Raw genomic sequence first — 18040 nt, 5'->3', positions numbered from 1 at the left:
TGCGTTGCACTCGTGGAACGAGGTTTGGCGGGGCGGGCGGGCACCATCAGGCTCGAATCAAGCCAAGTAAAATCAGTTAGTTACATAAATTCTGGATGCTCGGGGGAGCACGGTGATTCCTGAATGGATCCCCGGCGGCACTGCCACACCCTGCTCGCGCCTTGGCCCACTCCGGGGGCCGACGGTCTGGGCCACCGCCGGCCTCGCCGGAAGGGCTTCAGCTTCGTTCACCCCTGTTTAAACGCCTGCAGCCGGGCCTGCATCTGTATGGCTATGCTCACCGCCGTCATGCCCATCCAGATCGACAGCCAGCCCGAGGACGGGACCGACGACGAGCGCGCCCTGGTCGGGGCCGCCGCGCGGGGTGAGGTGGCGGCCTTCGAATCCCTGTACCGCCGCCATGCCGGGCGGATCCACGGCGTCATCGCCCGCCTGGTGGGCGGGCACGGCTCCCGCGCCGAGGACCTGACCCAGGACGCCTTCGTCCGCGCCTGGCAGGCATTGCCGGCATTCCGCTTCGAGTCGGCCTTCGCGACCTGGCTGCACCGGCTGGCGGTGAACACCGCACTGATGGACCTGCGCAGCCGCAAGAGCCGGCCGCAGGACGACGGCGACGAAGACGCCTTCGACATCCTGGGCACCCCAGATTCCGCCGGCCACGCCACGGCCCTGTCGATGGACCTGGAACGCGCCGTCGCCAGCCTGCCGCCGCGCGCCCGCGCGGTGCTGGTCCTGTACGACGTGGAAGGCTGGCAACACGAGGAAATCGCCGCCGAACTCGGTATGGCCGTCGGCAGCTCGAAAGCGCAATTGCACCGGGCCCGGCAGCTGCTGCGGACCCGGCTGGAGGCACACGCATGAACACCCACCACGACGATCCGCACGACTTCCCCGATGCCCTGCGCTGGCAACTGCGCGCCCTGCGCCAGGACGCCACGCCTGCGCACGACCTGTGGCCCGGCATCGCCGGACGGCTGGCGCCGCAGCGCGCGTCGGCGCCCGCGGCGCGGCGCTGGCTGCGCCCCGCCACCCTGGCCATGGCCGCCAGCCTCGTATTGGCGGTAGGCGCGGCGGGCTGGCTGGCGCGCACGGGCCAGTACGCATCGCCGCCGGCGCCGACCCTGGTCCAGCGCGAGGCCGACAGCCTCAGCCGCCAGTACCAGGCCGCGCTGCAGGAAGTGCAGGCACCGATCCCGGCGAGCCTGCAGCCGACCGCCGAAGCGCTCGACCGCGACGTCGCCACGATCCGCGCCGCGCTGGCCAGCGATCCGGATTCGGTCCGCCTGCTCGAACAGCTGCGCCGCACCTACGCCCATCGCCTGGCGCTCGCCCAGCGCGTTGCCTACACCTGATCCCACCGCACCGATTAGTCAGTTAGTCAGTCGATTCCACGCTTGTTGCAGTTCCGGAGAACCACCATGTCCCGACTCCCCGCCCTCATGATCGCCGCTGCGCTCGCCGCGCCTTCGCTGTTCAACGCCGCGCTCGCCGCCACGCCGATCAACGAAACCCGCCCGCTGGACGCGCGCGGCCATGTCACCGTAGAGAACCTCAAGGGCCGCATCGAAGTCCGCGCATGGGACCGGCGCGAGGTGAAGATCGAAGGCAGCCTCGGCCAGGGCGTGGAGAAGCTGGAGATCAGCGGCGACGCGCAGCACCTGTCGGTGAAGGTGAAGTACCCGAAGACCGGCGGCCTGGGCTTCTTCTCCGGCAGCGACAAGAGCGAACCGTCGCAGCTGCGCCTGATGGTGCCGCTGCAGGCCGACCTCGAGATCGACGCGGTGTCGGCCGACGTCGACGTCAACGGCCTCGCCGCGGGCGACCTGTCGATCGACAGCGTCAGCGGCGACGTCAGCGTCGTCGGCGCGCCACGCGAAGCGACCATCGACAGCGTCAGCGGCGATCTGCGCCTGATCCTCAACAGCGCCAAGGTCAGCACCGAAAGCGTGAGCGGCGACATCGAGCTGCGCGGCCGCCTCGGCGGCGAGGTGCACGTCGAAACCGTGTCCGGCGACATCGACATGTCCGGCCACCAGAGCAGCGTGCACAAGCTGACCGGCAACACCGTCTCCGGCGACATGCGCATCGCCACCGCGCTGGCGCCGGGCGGCCGCATCGGCGTGGAGAGCGTCAGCGGCAACCTCACCCTGCGCCTGCCGGCGAACCTGTCGGCGGAAGTCCGCGGCGAAAGCTTCAGCGGCGACCTGACCGCGCCCAACGCGCAGATCAGCCGGCCCAAGCACGGCCCGGGCTCCAGCTTCGAACACCGCTACGGCAACGGCGACGGCGAGGTCCGCCTGGAATCGTTCTCGGGCGATGCGCGGCTGCAGCTCGACTGAAACATCGGCTTGCTCATCGACGAACAAACGGGGCCACGTGGCCCCGTTTTTTGTTCCGTTTAACTCGCACTCGCATCGACTCGGCCTGGCGACGCACCCACGGATCCACCGCTTGCATCAGCGCGCTGCGCCCACGATCTCCGCGTACAGCCGGTCGCCGACGATGCGGCTCACCGCGGCCGAGGGGTGGTCGGCCAGGTAGTAGAAGTAGGTATCCGGCGCCGCACAGGGCGTGGTGTCCTCGCCGGCGAGCGGGTTGCCGGCGCACTGCGATTCGGTATCGACCAGGCCGTAGCGCGACGGGTCGGCCTGGATGTCGTCGAGGTAGGCGCCGAACCGGTTCAGGCGCACGTCGATGCCCAAGGTGCGCCGCAACACCGGCACCAGGCTGCGGTAGGCGGGATTGAGCCGCAATGCCTCCTCGCGGAATGCGGGAATCCGCGTCGGCAGCAGCGCGACCGAGACGTGGCGCGCACCGACGCTGCGCAGGCGCTCGATCTGGCGGGTCAGGTTGGCGGTCGTCACCGCGGCCGGCGTGCCCGCATCGTTGAGGCCGCCTTCGATGAAGAACAGAGTCGTCTCGGGATCGAAGGCGATGTCGCCGCGCTGCACGCGCGTGGCGAAGTCCTCCACCTGGTTCTGCATCCCGACCACCAGCCAATAGTCGCCGATCCTGCGCCCGGGGTTGTCGCCGGTGCGCGCGCTGGCCACGGCGAAGTTGATGCTGCGGCAGTTGGCTTCGGGTTCGCGCGAATGGGCGAGGGAAAGCCCGAGACGATGCGCGAGCTGCGCCACGGCGGTCGGGCCGTTGCTGCCGGCGAAACCCGCGCCGGTATCCGAAAAGCTGTCGCCGAAGGCGTAGAGGCGGTCGTAATGCGTCGCCGCCTGCGCGGTCGTGGCCGCAAGGAACAGACCCGCGGCCGCGAGGGCTGCACGCAGATGACGCATGACGGTCCTAGTCGTGGAAAGCGCCGCGATCCTACACCAGGGGCTGGGCGCGCCCGGCCGCCTGCGCCGGCAACGACCAGTCGATCGGCGGCCTGCCGTGCTGCGCCAGGTAGCGGTTGGTGGCGGAGAAATGCCCGCAGCCGATGAAGCCGCGATGCGCCGACAGCGGCGACGGATGCGGCGCCTTCAGCACCAGGTGCCGGCGTGGATCGATCACCTTGCCCTTGGCCTGGGCGTAGCTGCCCCAGAGCAGGAACACCAGGTGCTCGCGCTCGCGGTTGAGCAGGTCGACGATGTGGTCGGTGAAGCCCTCCCAACCCTTGCCCTGGTGCGCGCCGGCGCGGCCTTCCTCGACGGTCAGCACTGCGTTGAGCAGCAGCACGCCCTGTTCGGCCCAATGCGTCAGGCAGCCGTGGTTGGGCCGCGCGATGCCGAGGTCGCGCTGGATTTCCTTGTAGATGTTGTCCAGCGACGGCGGCACGGCGATGCCGGGCTGCACCGAGAAGCACAGGCCGTGCGCCTGGCCGACGCCGTGGTAGGGATCCTGGCCGAGGATCACCACGTTCACGTCGTCGAACGGCGTCGCCTCCAGCGCGGCGAAGATCTGCGGCCCCGGCGGAAACACCCGCGCGCCCTGTGCCTTGCGTTCGCGCAGGAACGCCGACAGCTGCTGCATGTCGTCGCGCTGCAGGTACTCACCGATGCGCGTCTTCCAGGACGGCTCGAGCTTGATGCGTTCGACGGTTTCGTTCATGCGCCAAGGATAAGCGCAGGGCGGGCTCAAGCCCGCCATCCTGTCGCGGGATTCATCAGGCGGCCGCCGGATTACTCAAGCAGCCAGCGGCGGGCTTGAGCCCGCCCTACGCATCCAGCGTGCGTTGCTCGGGGATCTTCGCCACGCGCAGCTGGAACAGCGTCTTGGTCACCAGCAGGCGCTCCTCGATCGGCTTGAGCACCAAATCGTTCGCGCCCATGCGCAGCAGTTCGCTCTGGTTGTCGGGGTTGGCGTCGCCGGTCATCACTAGCACCGGCAGACGGCGCTTGCCGTAGCCGAAATCGTGGCGGATGCGCTTGAGCAGGTCGCTGCCTTCCAGCACGCCCTTCAGGTAGACGTCGGTGAGCACCAGGTCGGCGCCCGGATCGTCGTTGCCGCGGTGCTGCTCCAGGTATTCGAGCGCCTCTTCGACGCCGACGAAATGCACGACGACCAGGCCGCTGCGCTCGAGCATGCGCTTGGTCGCCATCGCGACGACCTTGCTGTCTTCCACGTACAGCACGCGCGCGCCGGGGATCGGCTCGGGCTGCACGTAGCCACGGATGAAGGCGGCCAGCGCGCCGTAGCCCAGGCCCTTGTCGAAGTAATCGGTGACGTCTTCGGTGAAGCGGCGCGCTTCCAGCGCGTCCTGCGCATTGCCGGACACGACGATGACCGGCACGTACGCCTGTCCCGACGCCTCGCGCACGGTGCGCGCCAGGACGATGCCGTCGCCGTCCGGCAGCACCAGCGAGGTGGTGACCAGGTTGACCGCGCCCTGCGCGAGCGCGTTGCGCGCCTCCTCGATGCTGCCGCAGGCGACCAGTTCGGCATCGGCGACTTCGCGCACGAGCACGTCGCCAATCATCTTGCGCACCAGCTTGCTGCCGTCCACCACCATCACGCGCGGCGCGGCATTGTCGAGGTGGCGCAGGTCCTGCGATGACATGGAAATTTCGGAGCGACGGGCGAGCGGCGAGTGTACGCGTTGCGTCGCGGCTTTATGTGATCGAGTTGCGACGACCGTCGGCTTTTTACTCAGGTTTCGGTCGGACGGGTCTGGCGCAGGTAATGGCCGGTCACGAAGCCGGCGCCGAGCCATCCCAGCACGCCGGCGCCCAGCACGGTCGCGATCGCCTGCGGCAGGTCGAAGCCATGCAGGGCGAACCCGCTGCCATAACTGCGCGCGAGTTCCGCCAGCGGCGCGCGCAGGGCGAGATCGGCCACGGTCAGCACGGCGAGCGCGAGCGCACCGGCGATCACGCCGTAGCACGCGCCCAGGTACAGGAACGGCCGGCGGATGAAGCCATCGCTGGCGCCGAGCAACTGCAGCACACCGATTTCGTCGCGCCGCGACTGGATGTCGAGGCGCACGGTGTTGCCGACCACCAGCAGCGCGCCGAATCCGAGCAGCGCCGCCAGCACCCACGCCAGGCGCATGCCGAAGCGCAGCCACTGCGCGAGCCGGTCGCGCCAGCCGGCGTCGTGCTGGACGACATCGGCCTCGGGCAGTTGCTGCAACGCCTGCACCAGCGCGGCTTCGGCATCGCCGTCGCCGTCGGCCTTGGGCGTGACGATCAACAGGCTGGGCAAGGGGTTGCCTTCCAGCGCGGCGACCGAATCGCCCAGGCCGCGGCGGCGCAGTTCGTCCAATCCTTGCTCCGGCGTGCGCAGTTCGACCGCGGCGACGTCCGCGCGCGCCTGCAGCTCGTCCGCGAGCGCGCGGGCGCGTTCGGACGCGACCGCCGTCTTCAGGAACAGGCTCACCTGCCGCGATTGCTGCACGTTGCCGGCGAAGCGTTCGACGTTCTGCAGCGCGACCCACAGGCCCAGCGGCAACGCGAGCGCCACCGCCATCACCCCGACAGTGAGCGCGGTCGCCCACGGCTTGCGCAGCATGCGCCCCAGGCTGGCGACGAGGCTGTAGACGTGGTGGTCGAACCACATGCCCAGCCGCGACTGCGGCCGGATGGCCTCGACTTCGCTGTTCATTCGGCCAGTTCCTGCGGCGAGATGTCGTCGACGAGACGCCCTTCGTTGAGCACCAGCACGCGCTTCTTCATGCGCTTGAGCAGGCCGAGGTCGTGGCTGGCGACCAGCACGCTGGTGCCGCGCTCGGGCAGCGAGGCGAACAGGGCGAGGATCTCCGCCGACAGGGTGGGATCGAGGTTGCCGGTGGGCTCGTCGGCGACCAGCAGCTTGGGTTCGCTGACGATCGCGCGCGCGATGCCGACGCGCTGCTGCTCGCCGGCCGAGAGCTGCCCGGGGAAGGCGTTGGCGCGCGCGGCGAGACCGACCTTTTCCAGCACGCTGCGCACGCGCTTGGCGATGTCGCCGCGGCGCATGCCACGCAGCACCAGCGGCAGGCCGACGTTGTCGGCGACGTTGCGGTCGGTGAGAAGGCGGTGGTCCTGGTAGACCACGCCGACGTCGCGGCGATGCAGGGCGATGCGGCCGCCGCGCACCTTGGCGAGGTTCTTCTCGCCGAACAACACCGCGCCGCGGCTGGCGCGCTCGCTGAGGTGGATGAGCTTGAGCAGCGTGCTCTTGCCGGCACCGGAATGACCGGTGACGAACAGCATCTCGCCCGGGGCGACTTCGAAGCTGACGTCGGTCAGCGCGTGGTGACCGCTGTCGTAGCGTTTGCTGACGTTGTCGAAGCGCAGGACGCTCATTCGGTGCCGGTGTGCTGGGCCAGCAGCAAGTATCGACGGCGGGCGCAGGGATGGCTAGTCAGAACGCGGTTGTGCGGCATTGCCCGTCATCCCGGCGTAAGCCGGGATCCAGCTTGGAAATTACCTTCGCAACGCCTTGGCGCGGAGCAACGGCTGGATCCCGGCTTGCGCCGGGATGACGAAGCAAGCGCAGGCACGCGCCTGCCGCGGCCAGCCTCAGTGCTGCGAACTGGGCGCGCGGGTGACCAGCTTCTTCAGGCCGTGGCCGATGCGCGCCAGCAGGCCGGGCTTGGCCGGGGCCGCGGCGGCCGGCTTGGCGGCGGGCTTGGCGGCCACGTTCACCGACGCCTTGGCGGCCGTTGCTGCCTGCACGGCTTCACCGTTCTCGATGCGACGACCGCCGCGACGGCGACGGCGCTTGCGCGGCGCGCGCTCGCCTTCGGCGGCGGGCACTGCGGCCACCGCAGCTGCGGCCACGACCGGCGCCGCGGCGGGACGCTCGGCACGCGGCGGACGCGCCTCGCCCGGCGTGCGTTCGCGGCGCGGGCCGCCTTCGCGACGGGCCCCGTCGCGCGAACCCTCGCGACGGCCGCCACCGCTGCCACTGCGGCTGCGGCCACCGCCACGACGCTCTTCGTCGGCGGCACGCTGCTCGCGCGCTTCCTTGAAGATGGCGCCGATGCTTTCGTCGTCGTCGCCGTCCGCACCGGCCGGGACTTCGCGCGGCGTGCGCGGCAGCGCGACCAGCATCTCCGGCGTCACGTGCTCGCCCGGGATCTTCTGCTCGATATAGGCCTCGATGTCGGGCAGCGAGATGCCGTAGCGCTCGCAGGCGAAGCTGATCGCATCGCCCTCGGCGCCCAGGCGCGCGGTGCGGCCGATGCGGTGCACGTAGTCCTCCGCGTCGAACGGCAGGTCGTAGTTGTAGACGTGCGACACGCCATCGATGTGCAGGCCGCGCGCGGCCACGTCGGTGGCGACCAGGATCTCGAGCTGGCCGGCCTGGAACTTCTTCAGCAGTGATTCGCGCTTCTTCTGCGGGACGTCGCCGGAGAGCACGCCGACGCGGTAGCCGGCGCGTTCCAGCGCACGCGCGACGCGCTCGACGAACGCCTTGGTGTTGACGAACACCATCGTGCGCGCGCCCTCGCTGCGCGAAAGCAGGCCGAGCAGCAGCGGCAACTTCTCCTCGTCCGCCGGGTAGTACAGCTTCTGGCGCACGCGCGCGGCGGTCACCGTTTCGGCTTCGACCACGAGCTTTTCCGGCTCGTTCATGTGCTCGTAGGCGAGTTCGAGCACGCGGTGCGACAGCGTCGCCGAGAACAGCAGGGTCTGGCGCGTGGTGCGCTCGGGCATGCGCCGCAGCAGGAAGCGGATGTCCTTGATGAAGCCGAGGTCGAACATGCGGTCGGCTTCGTCGAGCACGCACATCTCGCAGGCGTGCAGCGACACGACCTTGTGCTGCTTGACGTAGTCGATCAGGCGGCCGGGCGTGGCGATGATGACGTCGGCGCCCTTCTGCAGGATCTCGCGCTGCTTGTCGTAGTCGACGCCGCCGTAGACCAGGGCGAACTTCAGGCCGAGGTCGCTGCCGAACTTCACCGCATCCTTGTGGATCTGGATGGCGAGTTCACGGGTCGGGGCGAGGATCAGCGCACGCGGGTCTTCCGGCTTGCGCTCGGCCAGGGCCGGGCGCGTCAGCAGGCGGTTCATCACCGCCACGAGGAAGGCGAGGGTCTTGCCGGTGCCGGTCTGCGCCTGGCCGGCGACGTCGCGGCCGTTCAGGGCCAGCGGCAAGGTGAGCGCCTGGATCGGCGTGCAGCGGGTGAAGCCGGCGGCTTCGAGGCCCGCCAGCAAGGACGGGTGGAGTTCGAACGAATCGAACGTGATATCGGTTAGGGGCTTATCGCTCATCAGTGTTTCATCGGTGCGCGCAGTGCGCGCTTGCATGGGGGGCGGCCTGCATCGCAGACTGCCGGGGCCGGGCGTGGCGGGCGGCGGGTTCCGTACCTCGTTCTGTCAGGCCGGTCCGGTCGGCGCCAGGACTTGAAGCCGGCGCGAAACGCCCCAGTTTAACCCAGACCCTTGCCCCGCCCGTCTGCCGGGGCGCAACCCCCCTTTTCAGGGGGTCTTCCAGGAGATTTGCGTGAGCGACAAAGTGATGCATGTCGGCGATGCCGATTTCGACGCCGTCGTGCTGGGCTCGTCCGAGCCGGTCCTCGTCGACTTCTGGGCCGAATGGTGCGGCCCCTGCAAGATGATCGCCCCGGCCCTGGACGAACTGGCCGATACCTACGCCGGCAAGGCCAGGATCGTGAAGGTCAACGTCGACCACAACCGCGCCAGCGCGATGAAGTACCACGTGCGCTCGATCCCGATGCTGCTGCTGTTCAAGGACGGCCAGATCCATTCGCAGCAGATCGGCGCGGTCGGCAAGGCCCAGCTCAGCCAGATGATCGACAAGGCGCTGTGAGCGCCCCAAGCCCTCTCCCGACGGGAGAGGGCGCTGCCGGGTGCCGCGACGCCGTGCAAGCGGGCCGCCGGCAGCCTGCCAAACGGCCCGGCAACCGGTTTCTTGCTGTCGGCAGCGGCTCGCATTCATCACTATCGGGGCTGAACCCCTGTCGCGGCGCGCTTGCCGCCACGCGGCCGCGGTGCTAGTTTCGCCTCGCAGGCCTGCCGGAACTGCCATCGAGCGTCCGGCGCCGCGCCCCTCTTCTCCATGACCCACGTCCCTGACGTAACGCTCGCAGCCCGCGAGCGCTCGCCGCTTAGCGAGGATTCCCTGCTTGTCCGATAACACCCCCGATTCCGGCGAAACCGCCGAGAAGCGCGTGCGCAAGGCACGCGTCGTGAAGGCCGACGCCGCTGCTCCGGCCGCCACCGCCGAACCCACTCCCCAGGCCGCCGCGCCGTCCGCACCGCGCGAAGCCGCGCCGGCGCCGTCCGCCGATACCGCGGGCCCTGCGCCTGCCGGCGACCAGGCCCAAGGCAACGACAACGGCCAGCCGCGCGAAGGCCGCGACTTCGACAACCGTGGTGGTGGCGGCAACAACCGCCGCGACCGCTTCCGCAACCGCCGCGACCGCCAGCGCGACCGCTACCGCGACGGCGGCATGCAGGACGAGGGCGGCGGCAACGAGACCTTCGTGCCGCGCCCGCACCCGCAGGTGCCGGAAGGCTTCCCGGTCTATTCGCTGGGCGACCTCAAGCGCATGCCGGCGAACAAGCTGCTGGACATCGCCGAGCAGCTGCAGATCCAGGAAGGCGTCGCCCGCGCGCGCAAGCAGGACGTCATCTTTGCGGTGCTCAAGGTCCTGACCCGCCACGGCGAAGGCGTCGCCGCCGACGGCGTGCTGGAAATCCTGCCCGACGGTTTCGGCTTCCTGCGCTCGCACGAGGCCAGCTACCTGGCCGGCCCGGACGACACCTACATCTCGCCCAGCCAGATCCGCCGCTTCAACCTGCGCACGGGCGACCACCTGTCCGGCCGCATCCGCTGGCCCAAGGACGGCGAGCGCTACTTCGCCCTGGCCGTGGTCGACACGATCAACGGCGAGCCGCTGGAAGCGTCGAAGAACAAGGTCCTGTTCGAGAACCTGACCCCGCTGTTCCCGCGCCGCAAGTTCCGCCTCGAACGCGGCGACGGTTCGACCGAAGACATCACCGGCCGCATCCTCGACCTGATGGCGCCGCAGGGCAAAGGCCAGCGCGCGCTGATCGTCTCGCCGCCCAAGGCCGGCAAGACCATGCTGATGCAGCAGGTCGCCACCGCGATCACCACCAACCACCCGGACGTGCACCTGATCGTCCTGCTGGTCGACGAGCGTCCGGAAGAAGTGACCGAAATGCAGCGCACCGTGCGCGGCGAAGTGGTGTCGTCGACCTTCGACGAACCCGCCGCCCGCCACGTGCAGGTCGCCGAGATGGTGATCGAGCGCGCCAAGCGCCTGGTCGAGCACAAGAAGGACGTCGTCATCCTGCTCGACTCGATCACCCGCCTGGCCCGCGCCTACAACAACGTGGTGCCGTCCTCGGGCAAGGTCCTGACCGGTGGTGTCGACGCCAACGCCCTGCACCGCCCGAAGCGCTTCTTCGGCGCCGCGCGTAACGTCGAGGAAGGCGGTTCGCTGACCATCATCGCGACTGCGCTGATCGACACCGGCTCGAAGATGGACGAGGTGATCTACGAAGAGTTCAAGGGCACCGGCAACTCCGAAGTGCACCTGGACCGTCGCATCGCCGAAAAGCGCGTGTACCCGGCGATCAACATCAACCGCTCGGGCACCCGCCGCGAAGACCTGCTGATCGAACCGGAGCTGCTGCAGAAGATCTGGATCCTGCGCAAGCTGCTGCACGGCATGGACGAGATCGGCGCGATGGAATTCCTGCTCGACAAGATGAAGAACACCAAGTCGAACGACGAGTTCTTCAGTTCGATGAAGCGCTGAGCAACGAAAGATCGGACCTGCCGAGGTCCGAGCGAAAGCCCTGCTGGGGCCTTGGACTTCAAGGCCTTCCAATCAGCAGGGCTTTTTTGTGCCTGCGAGTTCCTTGGCGGGAGCGTTCCTGTCGGGAGCCGGGAATGGCGGTGCCCGACCCGGAACAGACCGCTATCACTCCAACGGCGCGTTGATCGCTAACTGCGCGGCGAACGCGCGCCGGTAAGCGGGCCGCGCCTCGCCACGGGAGACGTAGGCCGCCAGGCCCGGGAATTCGTCCAGCACGCCCGAGGCCCGCAACCGGAGCAGCACCGACACCATCATCAGGTCACCCGCGCTGAATACGCCATCGAGCCAGTCCGCAGTGCCCAGATGCGCGGAAAGTTGCTTCAGCCGGTCGCGCACGCGATCGGCGACCAGTGGCAGGCGCTCCCGGCTCCAGGGCTTGTCGCCCTCCAGCAGCCTGGCGGTTGCCAGTTCAAGGATCGCCGGCTCGACCGTGTTGAGCGCGGCGAACATCCAAGTGATCGCCCGCGCCCGGGCATTGGCATCGTCCGGAAACAGGCCGGCGTGGTGCTCGGCGATATGGAAGACGATCGCGCCCGATTCGAACAGCGCCAGATCGCCCTCCTCGTAGGTCGGAATCTTTCCGAAAGGATGCAGGGCCAGGTGCGCCGGCTCCCGCATCGCGCGGAACGAAACCGGGCGGACCGCGTAGGGCTGGCCCACTTCTTCAAGGGCCCAGCGAACGCGCGTATCGCGTGCGAGTCCCTTGCCGCCATCGGGCGAGCGTTCGAACGCGGTGATGGTGGGGATCATCGGACGGCTCCGTGGCGATGGCATGGATTGTCGAGAATCAGTGTGCGGCGCGCGGACAGCGGTACTCCAGCACCACGAACCCCTGTGCGTACCCGCGGCTGGACTGCAGTTCCAGCGGGCGCCGACCAGGATCGGCGGGAGCGAAGGAGCGTCCGGCGCCGATCAGCACCGGCAGGACGCGCAGGCGCAGCAGGTCGACTTCGCCTGCGCGCAGCAAGGCATCTGACAGGGTCAGGCTGCCCCAGATGATCACGTCGCCATCGACGCGACTGCGCAGGGCGCGCACCGATTCCGTGCCGTCGCCGCGCAGGACGGTCGCCGCATCACCGCGCTGGCCCCAGGGCGCCCGGTCCAGGGTGTTCGACACCACGTATTTCGGGAGGCGGTTGATCGGCACCGCCACGGGTTCCTGCACCGGATCGGCGTCGGGCCAGTAATCGGCGAACATGCGGTAGGTCGTGCGCCCCAGGACGATGGCGCCCACGCATTCCAGCAGGCGCAACTGCGCCTGGTCGGCCTCGTTGATGCCGCGCGCGTCGACGAAAAAACCGATGCCGCCGTCCGGCTCGGCCGCGTAGCCGTCGGCGCTGATGATCTGCTCCACGATGATCCGGCCCATCTCGTGCCTCCAGGGTGTTCCTGATGGCGACGAACGAAGGCGGCTGCGATCGACATCCGGGCCGGACGCGGCGCGAAGGACGCACAAAAAACCCCGCAGGTGCGGGGCTCCTTGTGCTTGGCGAACCGGCCGGCGGGCCGCGCGCAGCCGCCGGCGCTACAACGCGCCGACGACGTTCACGAACACGCCCTGGTGGCGATAGCTCAGGTCGGTGAGGTTTTCCGAGAAGTCGGTGAAGTTGTAGCCCACGCCGGCCTTCACGTGTTCGCCGAAGTATCGGTACACGCCCAGCAGCATGCCGCTGCGCGATTCGTCGATGTCCGGCAGGTGCAGCCTGCGTGCTTCCACCAGTGCTTCGTAGTCGCCGAACAGGCGCAGGTCGGTGCGCAGGATCAGCAGTTGCGCGCGGTTGTCGAAGAACTCCGGGTTCTCGCGGTCCAGGCTCACCGAACCCAGGCGGTAGGCGTACTTGCCGCCCACCGACCAGCGCGGGGTCAGCGCGTAGTTGGCGTCCACCGAGGCGATGTGGCTCTTCTGGATGAACTGCGCGGCGGTGCCGGCGAGGGTCACCTGGTCGGTGGTGGGCACGTTGTAGAAGTAGGTGTACTTCGCCAGCGCGTTGAGGCGGTTGCTCGCCACCGGGCGGTAGCCGAAACCGACCACGCCCTCGGTGTACTTGCCGTCGTAGAACTGGCCCTGCGAGCTCTCGCTCCTGGAGTGGTCGAACTTGCCGACCAGGCGCCAGTCGTCGGACATCTGCACCTTGAAGTTGTTGCGCAACAGCCAGGTGGTGCGCTCCACGTGCGTGGCGTCGACCTGCTCGCTGTCGTCGGCACGGTACTCGACGCCGCTGGAAACCTGCGTCGCCCCCAGGGTGTAGGCCACGCGCACGCCACCGGCGCGGCGTTCGGTCTCGGCCGCGGTGTCGCTGTCCTGCAGGGTGCCCAGTTCGGCGTTCGCGCCCAGCGTCCAGCGCTCGCCCAGGTTCAGCGACATGCCGGCGGCGTGGGTGAGGCCGCGGGCTTCGTTGGCGTCCTGGTAACGCTCTTCGGCGTAGAGGGTGCTGCCATCGACGAGGCGCCGCTTCATGCCGCCGACGAGGCTGCCGCGCTGGCCGCTGATGTTGGTGCCGTTGAGGATGTCGCCACGTTCGTTTTCCAGCGCGTAGTTGAGGTACAGGCTGGTCTTGTCCGAGACCATGTAGCTGGTGCCCAGGCGTCCGCCCGGGCCGAGATCACCGGCCGAGGCCTCGGCTTCCACGCGCAGTTTCTCGCCGATGCGCATCGCGCCACCGGTGCCGACGCGGCCGTTGTCCTGGCGGTCGCCGTCCTTCGACAGCGTCTGCTGGGCGAAGCCCCACGCGTTCCACTTGCCGGCGGAGTCGTAACCCACGTGCACCACCGCATCGGTGCGCTGGCCCTGCTCCTGGGTGAGCGGCACGGTGGTGCGCAGGTCCTCGCGCTTGTCGTTGCGCACGCCGGCCGCCACCTTCCAGCGATCGTCGAGCTGGTAGCGGACGTTGATTTCGGCGGCCTCGAGCGTGAGGCCCGCGTCCTGTTCGCGGTGGTCGGCCTTGCCGACGACGCTGAGCCTGTCGCCGATCGGCACGTCCACGGTGCCGCCGTAGTAGCTGCGGTCGGACGCCGTGGCCAGGCCCGGCGCCGAATAGCCCGCGTCCTGCGACTGCGTGTACAGCGTGACCCGGCCCTTGCCGTTCCGGAACACGTCGCCGATGCCGAGGCTGACGTCCGCGCGGTAGCTGCTGGCTTGCGCACCGTCGAACGCGGCCGGATCGTTGCCGGTGAAGCCGAAGCCGCCGTCGTACGAGAACAGCGAGTTCGACACCAGGCCCGTGGTGCGGCCGCCCTGCAGCTTGAGCCACGTGTCGGTGGTCTTGCGCAGGGTGAGGTCGGCGCCGAGCACGCTGTTGTCGTCGGCATCGCCGCTGCTGCGGCTGCCGGTGAGGCCGAGGCCGACGTGGTCGTTGAGCCACATGTGCGCGCGGCCACCGGTGCTCAGCGTGTCGATCTCGTCGAAGCCCGGCGCGTATTCGTAGCGCGCCACCAGCCACGCCTCGTCGCCGGAGAGGCCGCCGTCGCGCACCAGCATGTTGTCGCCGCCCGTGGACGACAGCGGCTGCGACAGCAGCACGCGGCCCTGCAGGTAGTCGATGTCGTAGTCGAGGCCCGGGCGCAGGTCGACCGTGCCGGTGACCAATTGCGAATCCTTGTCGCGCATCTCGATGCGCAGGCGCTCGGAACCGCCGAGGATGTCCTGGTTGCGCAGGTAGAACAGCGAACCGCCGGTGCCGCGGAACTCGTCGCGGCCGCCGATCGTGCCCGGCTCCGCGGCGAAACCGCTGACCACGGTGCGGCGCTCGCCGAACGTGGTGGTCGTATCCGACTTCCATTCCGCGTTGGCGCCGTACAGGCCGCGATCGACCTGGGCCATCTCGTTGCTGGCGTAGTCGGTCTGGAAGTTGCCCCACATGGCGAAGTCGTCGCCGTGCTCGGCGCGCAGGTAGAACTTGCCCATCGTCGGCGCCATCTCCTCGACCACGCCGTCGTCGCCGAAGGTCGGGTAGTGGTAGTCCGGATCGAGGCGGCGGAACAGCGCGTCGGGCGCCTTGTCGAGCAGGTTGCCGAAGATGTCCTTGATCGGACCTTCGCGCGTGTCGGCGCTGGCGGTGAGGCGCCAGCCGTTGCCGAACTTCTCGGTGCCGAAGAACGCCAGCCGCCCGTAGAACGACGAACTGCGTTCGAAGGCGGTGTTCTCGCCCTCGAGCAGGTCGGCCGGGCCCTTGGTGTTGTTGCTGGCCAGGGTCACGTCGGCGATGCCGACGAGGAAGCGGTCGCGGCTGCGCATCTCCAGGTCGCGCAGGTAGACCTGGCCGTTGCCTTGCGGATCGAGCACCGCGACTTCGACCGTCTGCAGGCCGTCGGGCAGGATTTCCTCGGCGATGAAATCGCCGTTGGCATCCACCGGCACCGCGCGGCCCGCCACCCACACGGTGTGGCCCTGCGGGATGCCGCTGCCGCGCACCGCGACGGTGTTGGCGCCGATGCGGATGTTGCGCCGCGCGATGTGGCTTTCGCCGTAACCGGCCAGCGGCGGTGCGCCGGCGGTGGAGGCGATCGCGGGAACGTCGGCGACGCTGCCGTCGGCGTTCGCCTTCACCAGCCACAACGGGCGCGGGCTGGTTTCGTCGAAGCGGCCCTGCTCGTCGTAGGCGCGCAGCACGTATTGCAGCTCGCGCCCGGACGCCGGGATGTCCACGATCGCCGGCTGCCATTCGCCATTGCCGTTGGCATCCAGCGTCACCACCGCGATCGGCGTTGCCTGCGTGGATTGAGTCTTGTCGAGGACACGGACTTCGGCGCGGCCGATGAAGCCGTTGTAGTTCGAGTACATGCGGAAGCGCACGGGCTCGTCGACGGTGGCGACCTGCGGCGACGCCGACACCGCCAGGCGCGGCGAGGCCTTGAGGTCGTCGAACTGGAAGCGGATGCCGGCGTCGTCCAGCGCCACGTCGGTGCAGCGCTGCACGTCGGCGGAGCTGCGGCCCGGATCGTCGAGCGGCTTGCCGTTCACCGAGATGTGCATCGGATTGAGGCCGTAGGCATTGGCCGGTGCCAGCTCGCGGTTGAGGCGGGTGATGTCGACGCCTTCGTAGTCGTCGCGCAGCACTTCCTCGTCGTACACGACCTGCACTTCGATGTAGGAATCCGGGCCCTGCACGAAGCCTTCGCTGGGGACGTCGGCGGCCTGCACGAAGCCGTGGCCCTCGTGTTCGACCTGTTCCGGGCCGAGCTGCATCAGGCTGCGGACGGTGTCCATCGCGCGGCGCGCGCGTGCCGTCGACAGGCCGATGTCGTCCTCGTAGACGGACGTGGTGCGGCGATCGAGGCGCGCGTTGCCGGTGTAGCCGATGAAGCGCAGGCGCGCGTTGTCGCGGTCGCGGATCTCGTCCAGTGCACTGCGCAGGCGCTCGGTCATCCCGACCGGGATGACGATGTCGCTGCCGTCCAGCGTCAGCACCGGCAGTTCGCCGCCGCTGGGCTGGTGGATGCGGGTGACGATCTCGTGGTCGGCTTCCGCCGGGCACATCTGCGGCCCTTCCGGCAGCTCCTGCATCGGGTCGTCGTACCAGAACTGCACTTCGACGCGGCGATTGAGCGCGCGGCCCTGCGCCGTGTCGTTCGCGCCGATGAAGGTGGTGGCGCCGCGGCCGTCGCTCTGCACCGATGCAGCGGGCAGGCCGAGGGCTTCCTGCACGGCCAGCGCGGTGCGGTGCGCGCGCGCCTTCGACAACGCGACCGCATCGCCGTAGATGCGCGCGTTGCGGTCCGACAGTGCGATGTCGTCGCTGTAGCCGATGAACTTCGCGGTCACGTTCTGCTTGCCCTGCAGGTTGGCGAAGGCCTTGCGCACCTGCTCGACGAATTCCGGCGTGACCTCGACGCCCTCCTCGCCGTAGTGCAACGCGGTGACCAGGTTGTTCACGCGCGTGCGGCGCGCGTTGCCTTCCTGGAAGCGCATCAGGCACAGCTCCTGCACGCGGCAGACCTTGATCTGGCGGAACTCCTCGGTGACGACCACGTCCTTCTCGGTGGTCGCGACCTTGGGCTCGTCGTACCAGACTTCGACTTCGACGCGGCGGTTACGGGCGCGGCCCGCGTCCGAGCCGTTGCTCGCGACCGGCCTGGTGTCGCCATAGCCCTCGAAGGCGATGGCTTCGGGCGGCAGGGTCAGCGCGCGCTGCAGCAGCTCGGCGACTTCGCCCGCACGCTCGCGCGACAGGCCCTGGTTGTCGCCGTAGCGCGCGGCCAGGTCCGGCGACAGGCGCTGGTTGTCGGCGTGGCCGGCCAGGTGCAGGCGCACGTTGGCCTTGCCCTGCACCGATTCGAGCGCGCGGCGGATCTTGGCGATGTCCTCGTCGCGGATGCGGATCGCGCCCGAGTCGAAGTACAGCGGTTTGATGATCCCGGTGAGCTTCACCGTGTCTATCACTTCGCCGTCGACCTGCTGCTTCTCGACGCGGTCGCCGCGCAGGTCGGTGGCGACGTTGGGGTCGCGTGCGAGCGTGCGGAAGGTTTCGTCGCCGGGCAGGTGGCGTTCGAGCGATTCGCGGATCGGCGCGTCCTTGGGTGCCTGGTCTTCGTCGACGGCTGCTCCCGACGATTCCTCGCCGGCGGACGCTTCCTCGGCGGACTCCGCGTCGGTCGGGGCCGCCCCGGTCGCTTCCCCACCGGAGGCCGATGCCTCCTGCGCCGCCGTGGCCGCGTCGCCCGCGGCCGTGGCTTCGCTGGAAGGCGCACCCGCCGCCACATCAATCGATGCCGCTTCCCCGACCGTCTGCGCCGCCGCGGTGGCGGTCAGCAGGCACAGGGCGAGCAACGGGGTGCGCATGTTTTTCGTCAACATGTTCTTCTTCTGGCTCGTGT

The 18040-nt window shown here is 69.1% G+C and carries 14 protein-coding genes; 5 read left to right on the top strand and 9 right to left on the bottom strand.

Going from position 1 to position 18040, the window contains the following annotated elements:
- Positions 1-288: 288 nt before the first annotated feature.
- The 3 genes from H8B22_RS08710 (at position 289) to H8B22_RS08700 (ending at position 2339) form a co-directional block, all read left to right on the top strand.
- The gene (locus tag H8B22_RS08710) at positions 289-861 is read left to right on the top strand and encodes an RNA polymerase sigma factor (RefSeq protein WP_225876171.1); all 573 of its coding nucleotides are present in this window, start codon (positions 289-291) and stop codon (positions 859-861) included.
- On the top strand, positions 858-1352 hold the full coding sequence (locus H8B22_RS08705) for a hypothetical protein (protein ID WP_187711056.1): 495 nt from the start codon (positions 858-860) through the stop codon (positions 1350-1352). The genes H8B22_RS08710 and H8B22_RS08705 overlap by 4 nt, the downstream gene beginning before the upstream one ends.
- A 66-nt stretch (positions 1353-1418) precedes the next feature.
- Positions 1419-2339 carry a DUF4097 family beta strand repeat-containing protein gene (locus tag H8B22_RS08700; protein WP_187711055.1) on the top strand — a complete coding sequence of 307 codons (921 nt, stop codon included), beginning with the start codon at positions 1419-1421 and terminating at the stop codon, positions 2337-2339.
- 117 nt (positions 2340-2456) lie between these two features.
- Here H8B22_RS08700 and H8B22_RS08695 read toward each other — a convergent pair whose 3' ends face one another.
- From H8B22_RS08695 to rhlB, 6 genes are all read right to left on the bottom strand, one after another.
- On the bottom strand, positions 2457-3287 hold the full coding sequence (locus tag H8B22_RS08695) for an SGNH/GDSL hydrolase family protein (protein WP_187711054.1): 831 nt from the start codon (positions 3285-3287) through the stop codon (positions 2457-2459).
- 31 nt (positions 3288-3318) lie between these two features.
- Entirely contained in the window at positions 3319-4041 is a 723-nt protein-coding gene (gene ung, locus H8B22_RS08690; protein ID WP_187711053.1) for a uracil-DNA glycosylase, read from the bottom strand.
- Between the two features lie 106 nt (positions 4042-4147).
- The gene (locus tag H8B22_RS08685) at positions 4148-4990 is read right to left on the bottom strand and encodes a response regulator (protein WP_187711052.1); all 843 of its coding nucleotides are present in this window, start codon (positions 4988-4990) and stop codon (positions 4148-4150) included.
- 89 nt (positions 4991-5079) lie between these two features.
- On the bottom strand, positions 5080-6033 hold the full coding sequence (gene ftsX, locus H8B22_RS08680) for a permease-like cell division protein FtsX (protein WP_187711051.1): 954 nt from the start codon (positions 6031-6033) through the stop codon (positions 5080-5082).
- The gene (ftsE, locus tag H8B22_RS08675; protein ID WP_187711050.1) at positions 6030-6716 is read right to left on the bottom strand and encodes a cell division ATP-binding protein FtsE; all 687 of its coding nucleotides are present in this window, start codon (positions 6714-6716) and stop codon (positions 6030-6032) included. Before ftsE ends, ftsX begins: the two co-directional genes overlap by 4 nt.
- A gap of 216 nt (positions 6717-6932) precedes the next feature.
- Positions 6933-8630: an ATP-dependent RNA helicase RhlB gene (rhlB, locus tag H8B22_RS08670; RefSeq protein WP_187711049.1), complete on the bottom strand. Its 1698-nt coding sequence runs from the start codon at positions 8628-8630 to the stop codon at positions 6933-6935.
- 232 nt (positions 8631-8862) lie between these two features.
- Here rhlB and trxA point away from each other — a divergent pair, with 232 nt between their 5' ends.
- Positions 8863-9189, top strand: coding sequence for a thioredoxin (gene trxA, locus H8B22_RS08665; protein WP_187711048.1), 327 nt, complete (start codon positions 8863-8865; stop codon positions 9187-9189).
- A gap of 316 nt (positions 9190-9505) precedes the next feature.
- The gene (rho, locus tag H8B22_RS08660) at positions 9506-11167 is read left to right on the top strand and encodes a transcription termination factor Rho (RefSeq protein WP_187711047.1); all 1662 of its coding nucleotides are present in this window, start codon (positions 9506-9508) and stop codon (positions 11165-11167) included.
- A gap of 165 nt (positions 11168-11332) precedes the next feature.
- Here rho and H8B22_RS08655 read toward each other — a convergent pair whose 3' ends face one another.
- The 3 genes from H8B22_RS08655 to H8B22_RS08645 form a co-directional block, all read right to left on the bottom strand.
- Entirely contained in the window at positions 11333-11977 is a 645-nt protein-coding gene (locus H8B22_RS08655; RefSeq protein ID WP_187711046.1) for a glutathione S-transferase family protein, read from the bottom strand.
- Between the two features lie 37 nt (positions 11978-12014).
- Positions 12015-12596, bottom strand: a complete 582-nt coding sequence (locus H8B22_RS08650) for a dihydrofolate reductase family protein (RefSeq protein ID WP_187711045.1) — start codon at positions 12594-12596, stop codon at positions 12015-12017.
- Between the two features lie 156 nt (positions 12597-12752).
- The gene (locus H8B22_RS08645; RefSeq protein ID WP_187711044.1) at positions 12753-18020 is read right to left on the bottom strand and encodes an OmpA family protein; all 5268 of its coding nucleotides are present in this window, start codon (positions 18018-18020) and stop codon (positions 12753-12755) included.
- Positions 18021-18040: the final 20 nt, after the last annotated feature.

The sequence above is a fragment of the Lysobacter terrestris genome (assembly GCF_014489475.1).
Classification (GTDB): Bacteria; Pseudomonadota; Gammaproteobacteria; order Xanthomonadales; family Xanthomonadaceae; genus Agrilutibacter; species Agrilutibacter terrestris.
The sequence above is the reverse complement of the archived record's forward strand: the minus strand, read 5'-3'. Positions and strand labels throughout refer to the sequence as shown.

Bases quoted from the DNA above. Each gene is read 5' to 3' on its own strand.
- H8B22_RS08645 (WP_187711044.1), bottom strand. From the start codon at position 18,020: ATGTTGACGAAAAACATGCGCACCCCGTTGCTCGCCCTGTGCCTGCTG.
- H8B22_RS08685 (WP_187711052.1), bottom strand. From the start codon at position 4,990: ATGTCATCGCAGGACCTGCGCCACCTCGACAATGCCGCGCCGCGCGTG.
- ftsX (WP_187711051.1), bottom strand. From the start codon at position 6,033: ATGAACAGCGAAGTCGAGGCCATCCGGCCGCAGTCGCGGCTGGGCATG.
- H8B22_RS08655 (WP_187711046.1), bottom strand. From the start codon at position 11,977: ATGATCCCCACCATCACCGCGTTCGAACGCTCGCCCGATGGCGGCAAG.
- H8B22_RS08700 (WP_187711055.1), top strand. From the start codon at position 1,419: ATGTCCCGACTCCCCGCCCTCATGATCGCCGCTGCGCTCGCCGCGCCT.
- H8B22_RS08710 (WP_225876171.1), top strand. From the start codon at position 289: ATGCCCATCCAGATCGACAGCCAGCCCGAGGACGGGACCGACGACGAG.
- H8B22_RS08705 (WP_187711056.1), top strand. From the start codon at position 858: ATGAACACCCACCACGACGATCCGCACGACTTCCCCGATGCCCTGCGC.
- ftsE (WP_187711050.1), bottom strand. From the start codon at position 6,716: ATGAGCGTCCTGCGCTTCGACAACGTCAGCAAACGCTACGACAGCGGT.
- H8B22_RS08695 (WP_187711054.1), bottom strand. From the start codon at position 3,287: ATGCGTCATCTGCGTGCAGCCCTCGCGGCCGCGGGTCTGTTCCTTGCG.
- rhlB (WP_187711049.1), bottom strand. From the start codon at position 8,630: ATGAGCGATAAGCCCCTAACCGATATCACGTTCGATTCGTTCGAACTC.
- H8B22_RS08650 (WP_187711045.1), bottom strand. From the start codon at position 12,596: ATGGGCCGGATCATCGTGGAGCAGATCATCAGCGCCGACGGCTACGCG.
- ung (WP_187711053.1), bottom strand. From the start codon at position 4,041: ATGAACGAAACCGTCGAACGCATCAAGCTCGAGCCGTCCTGGAAGACG.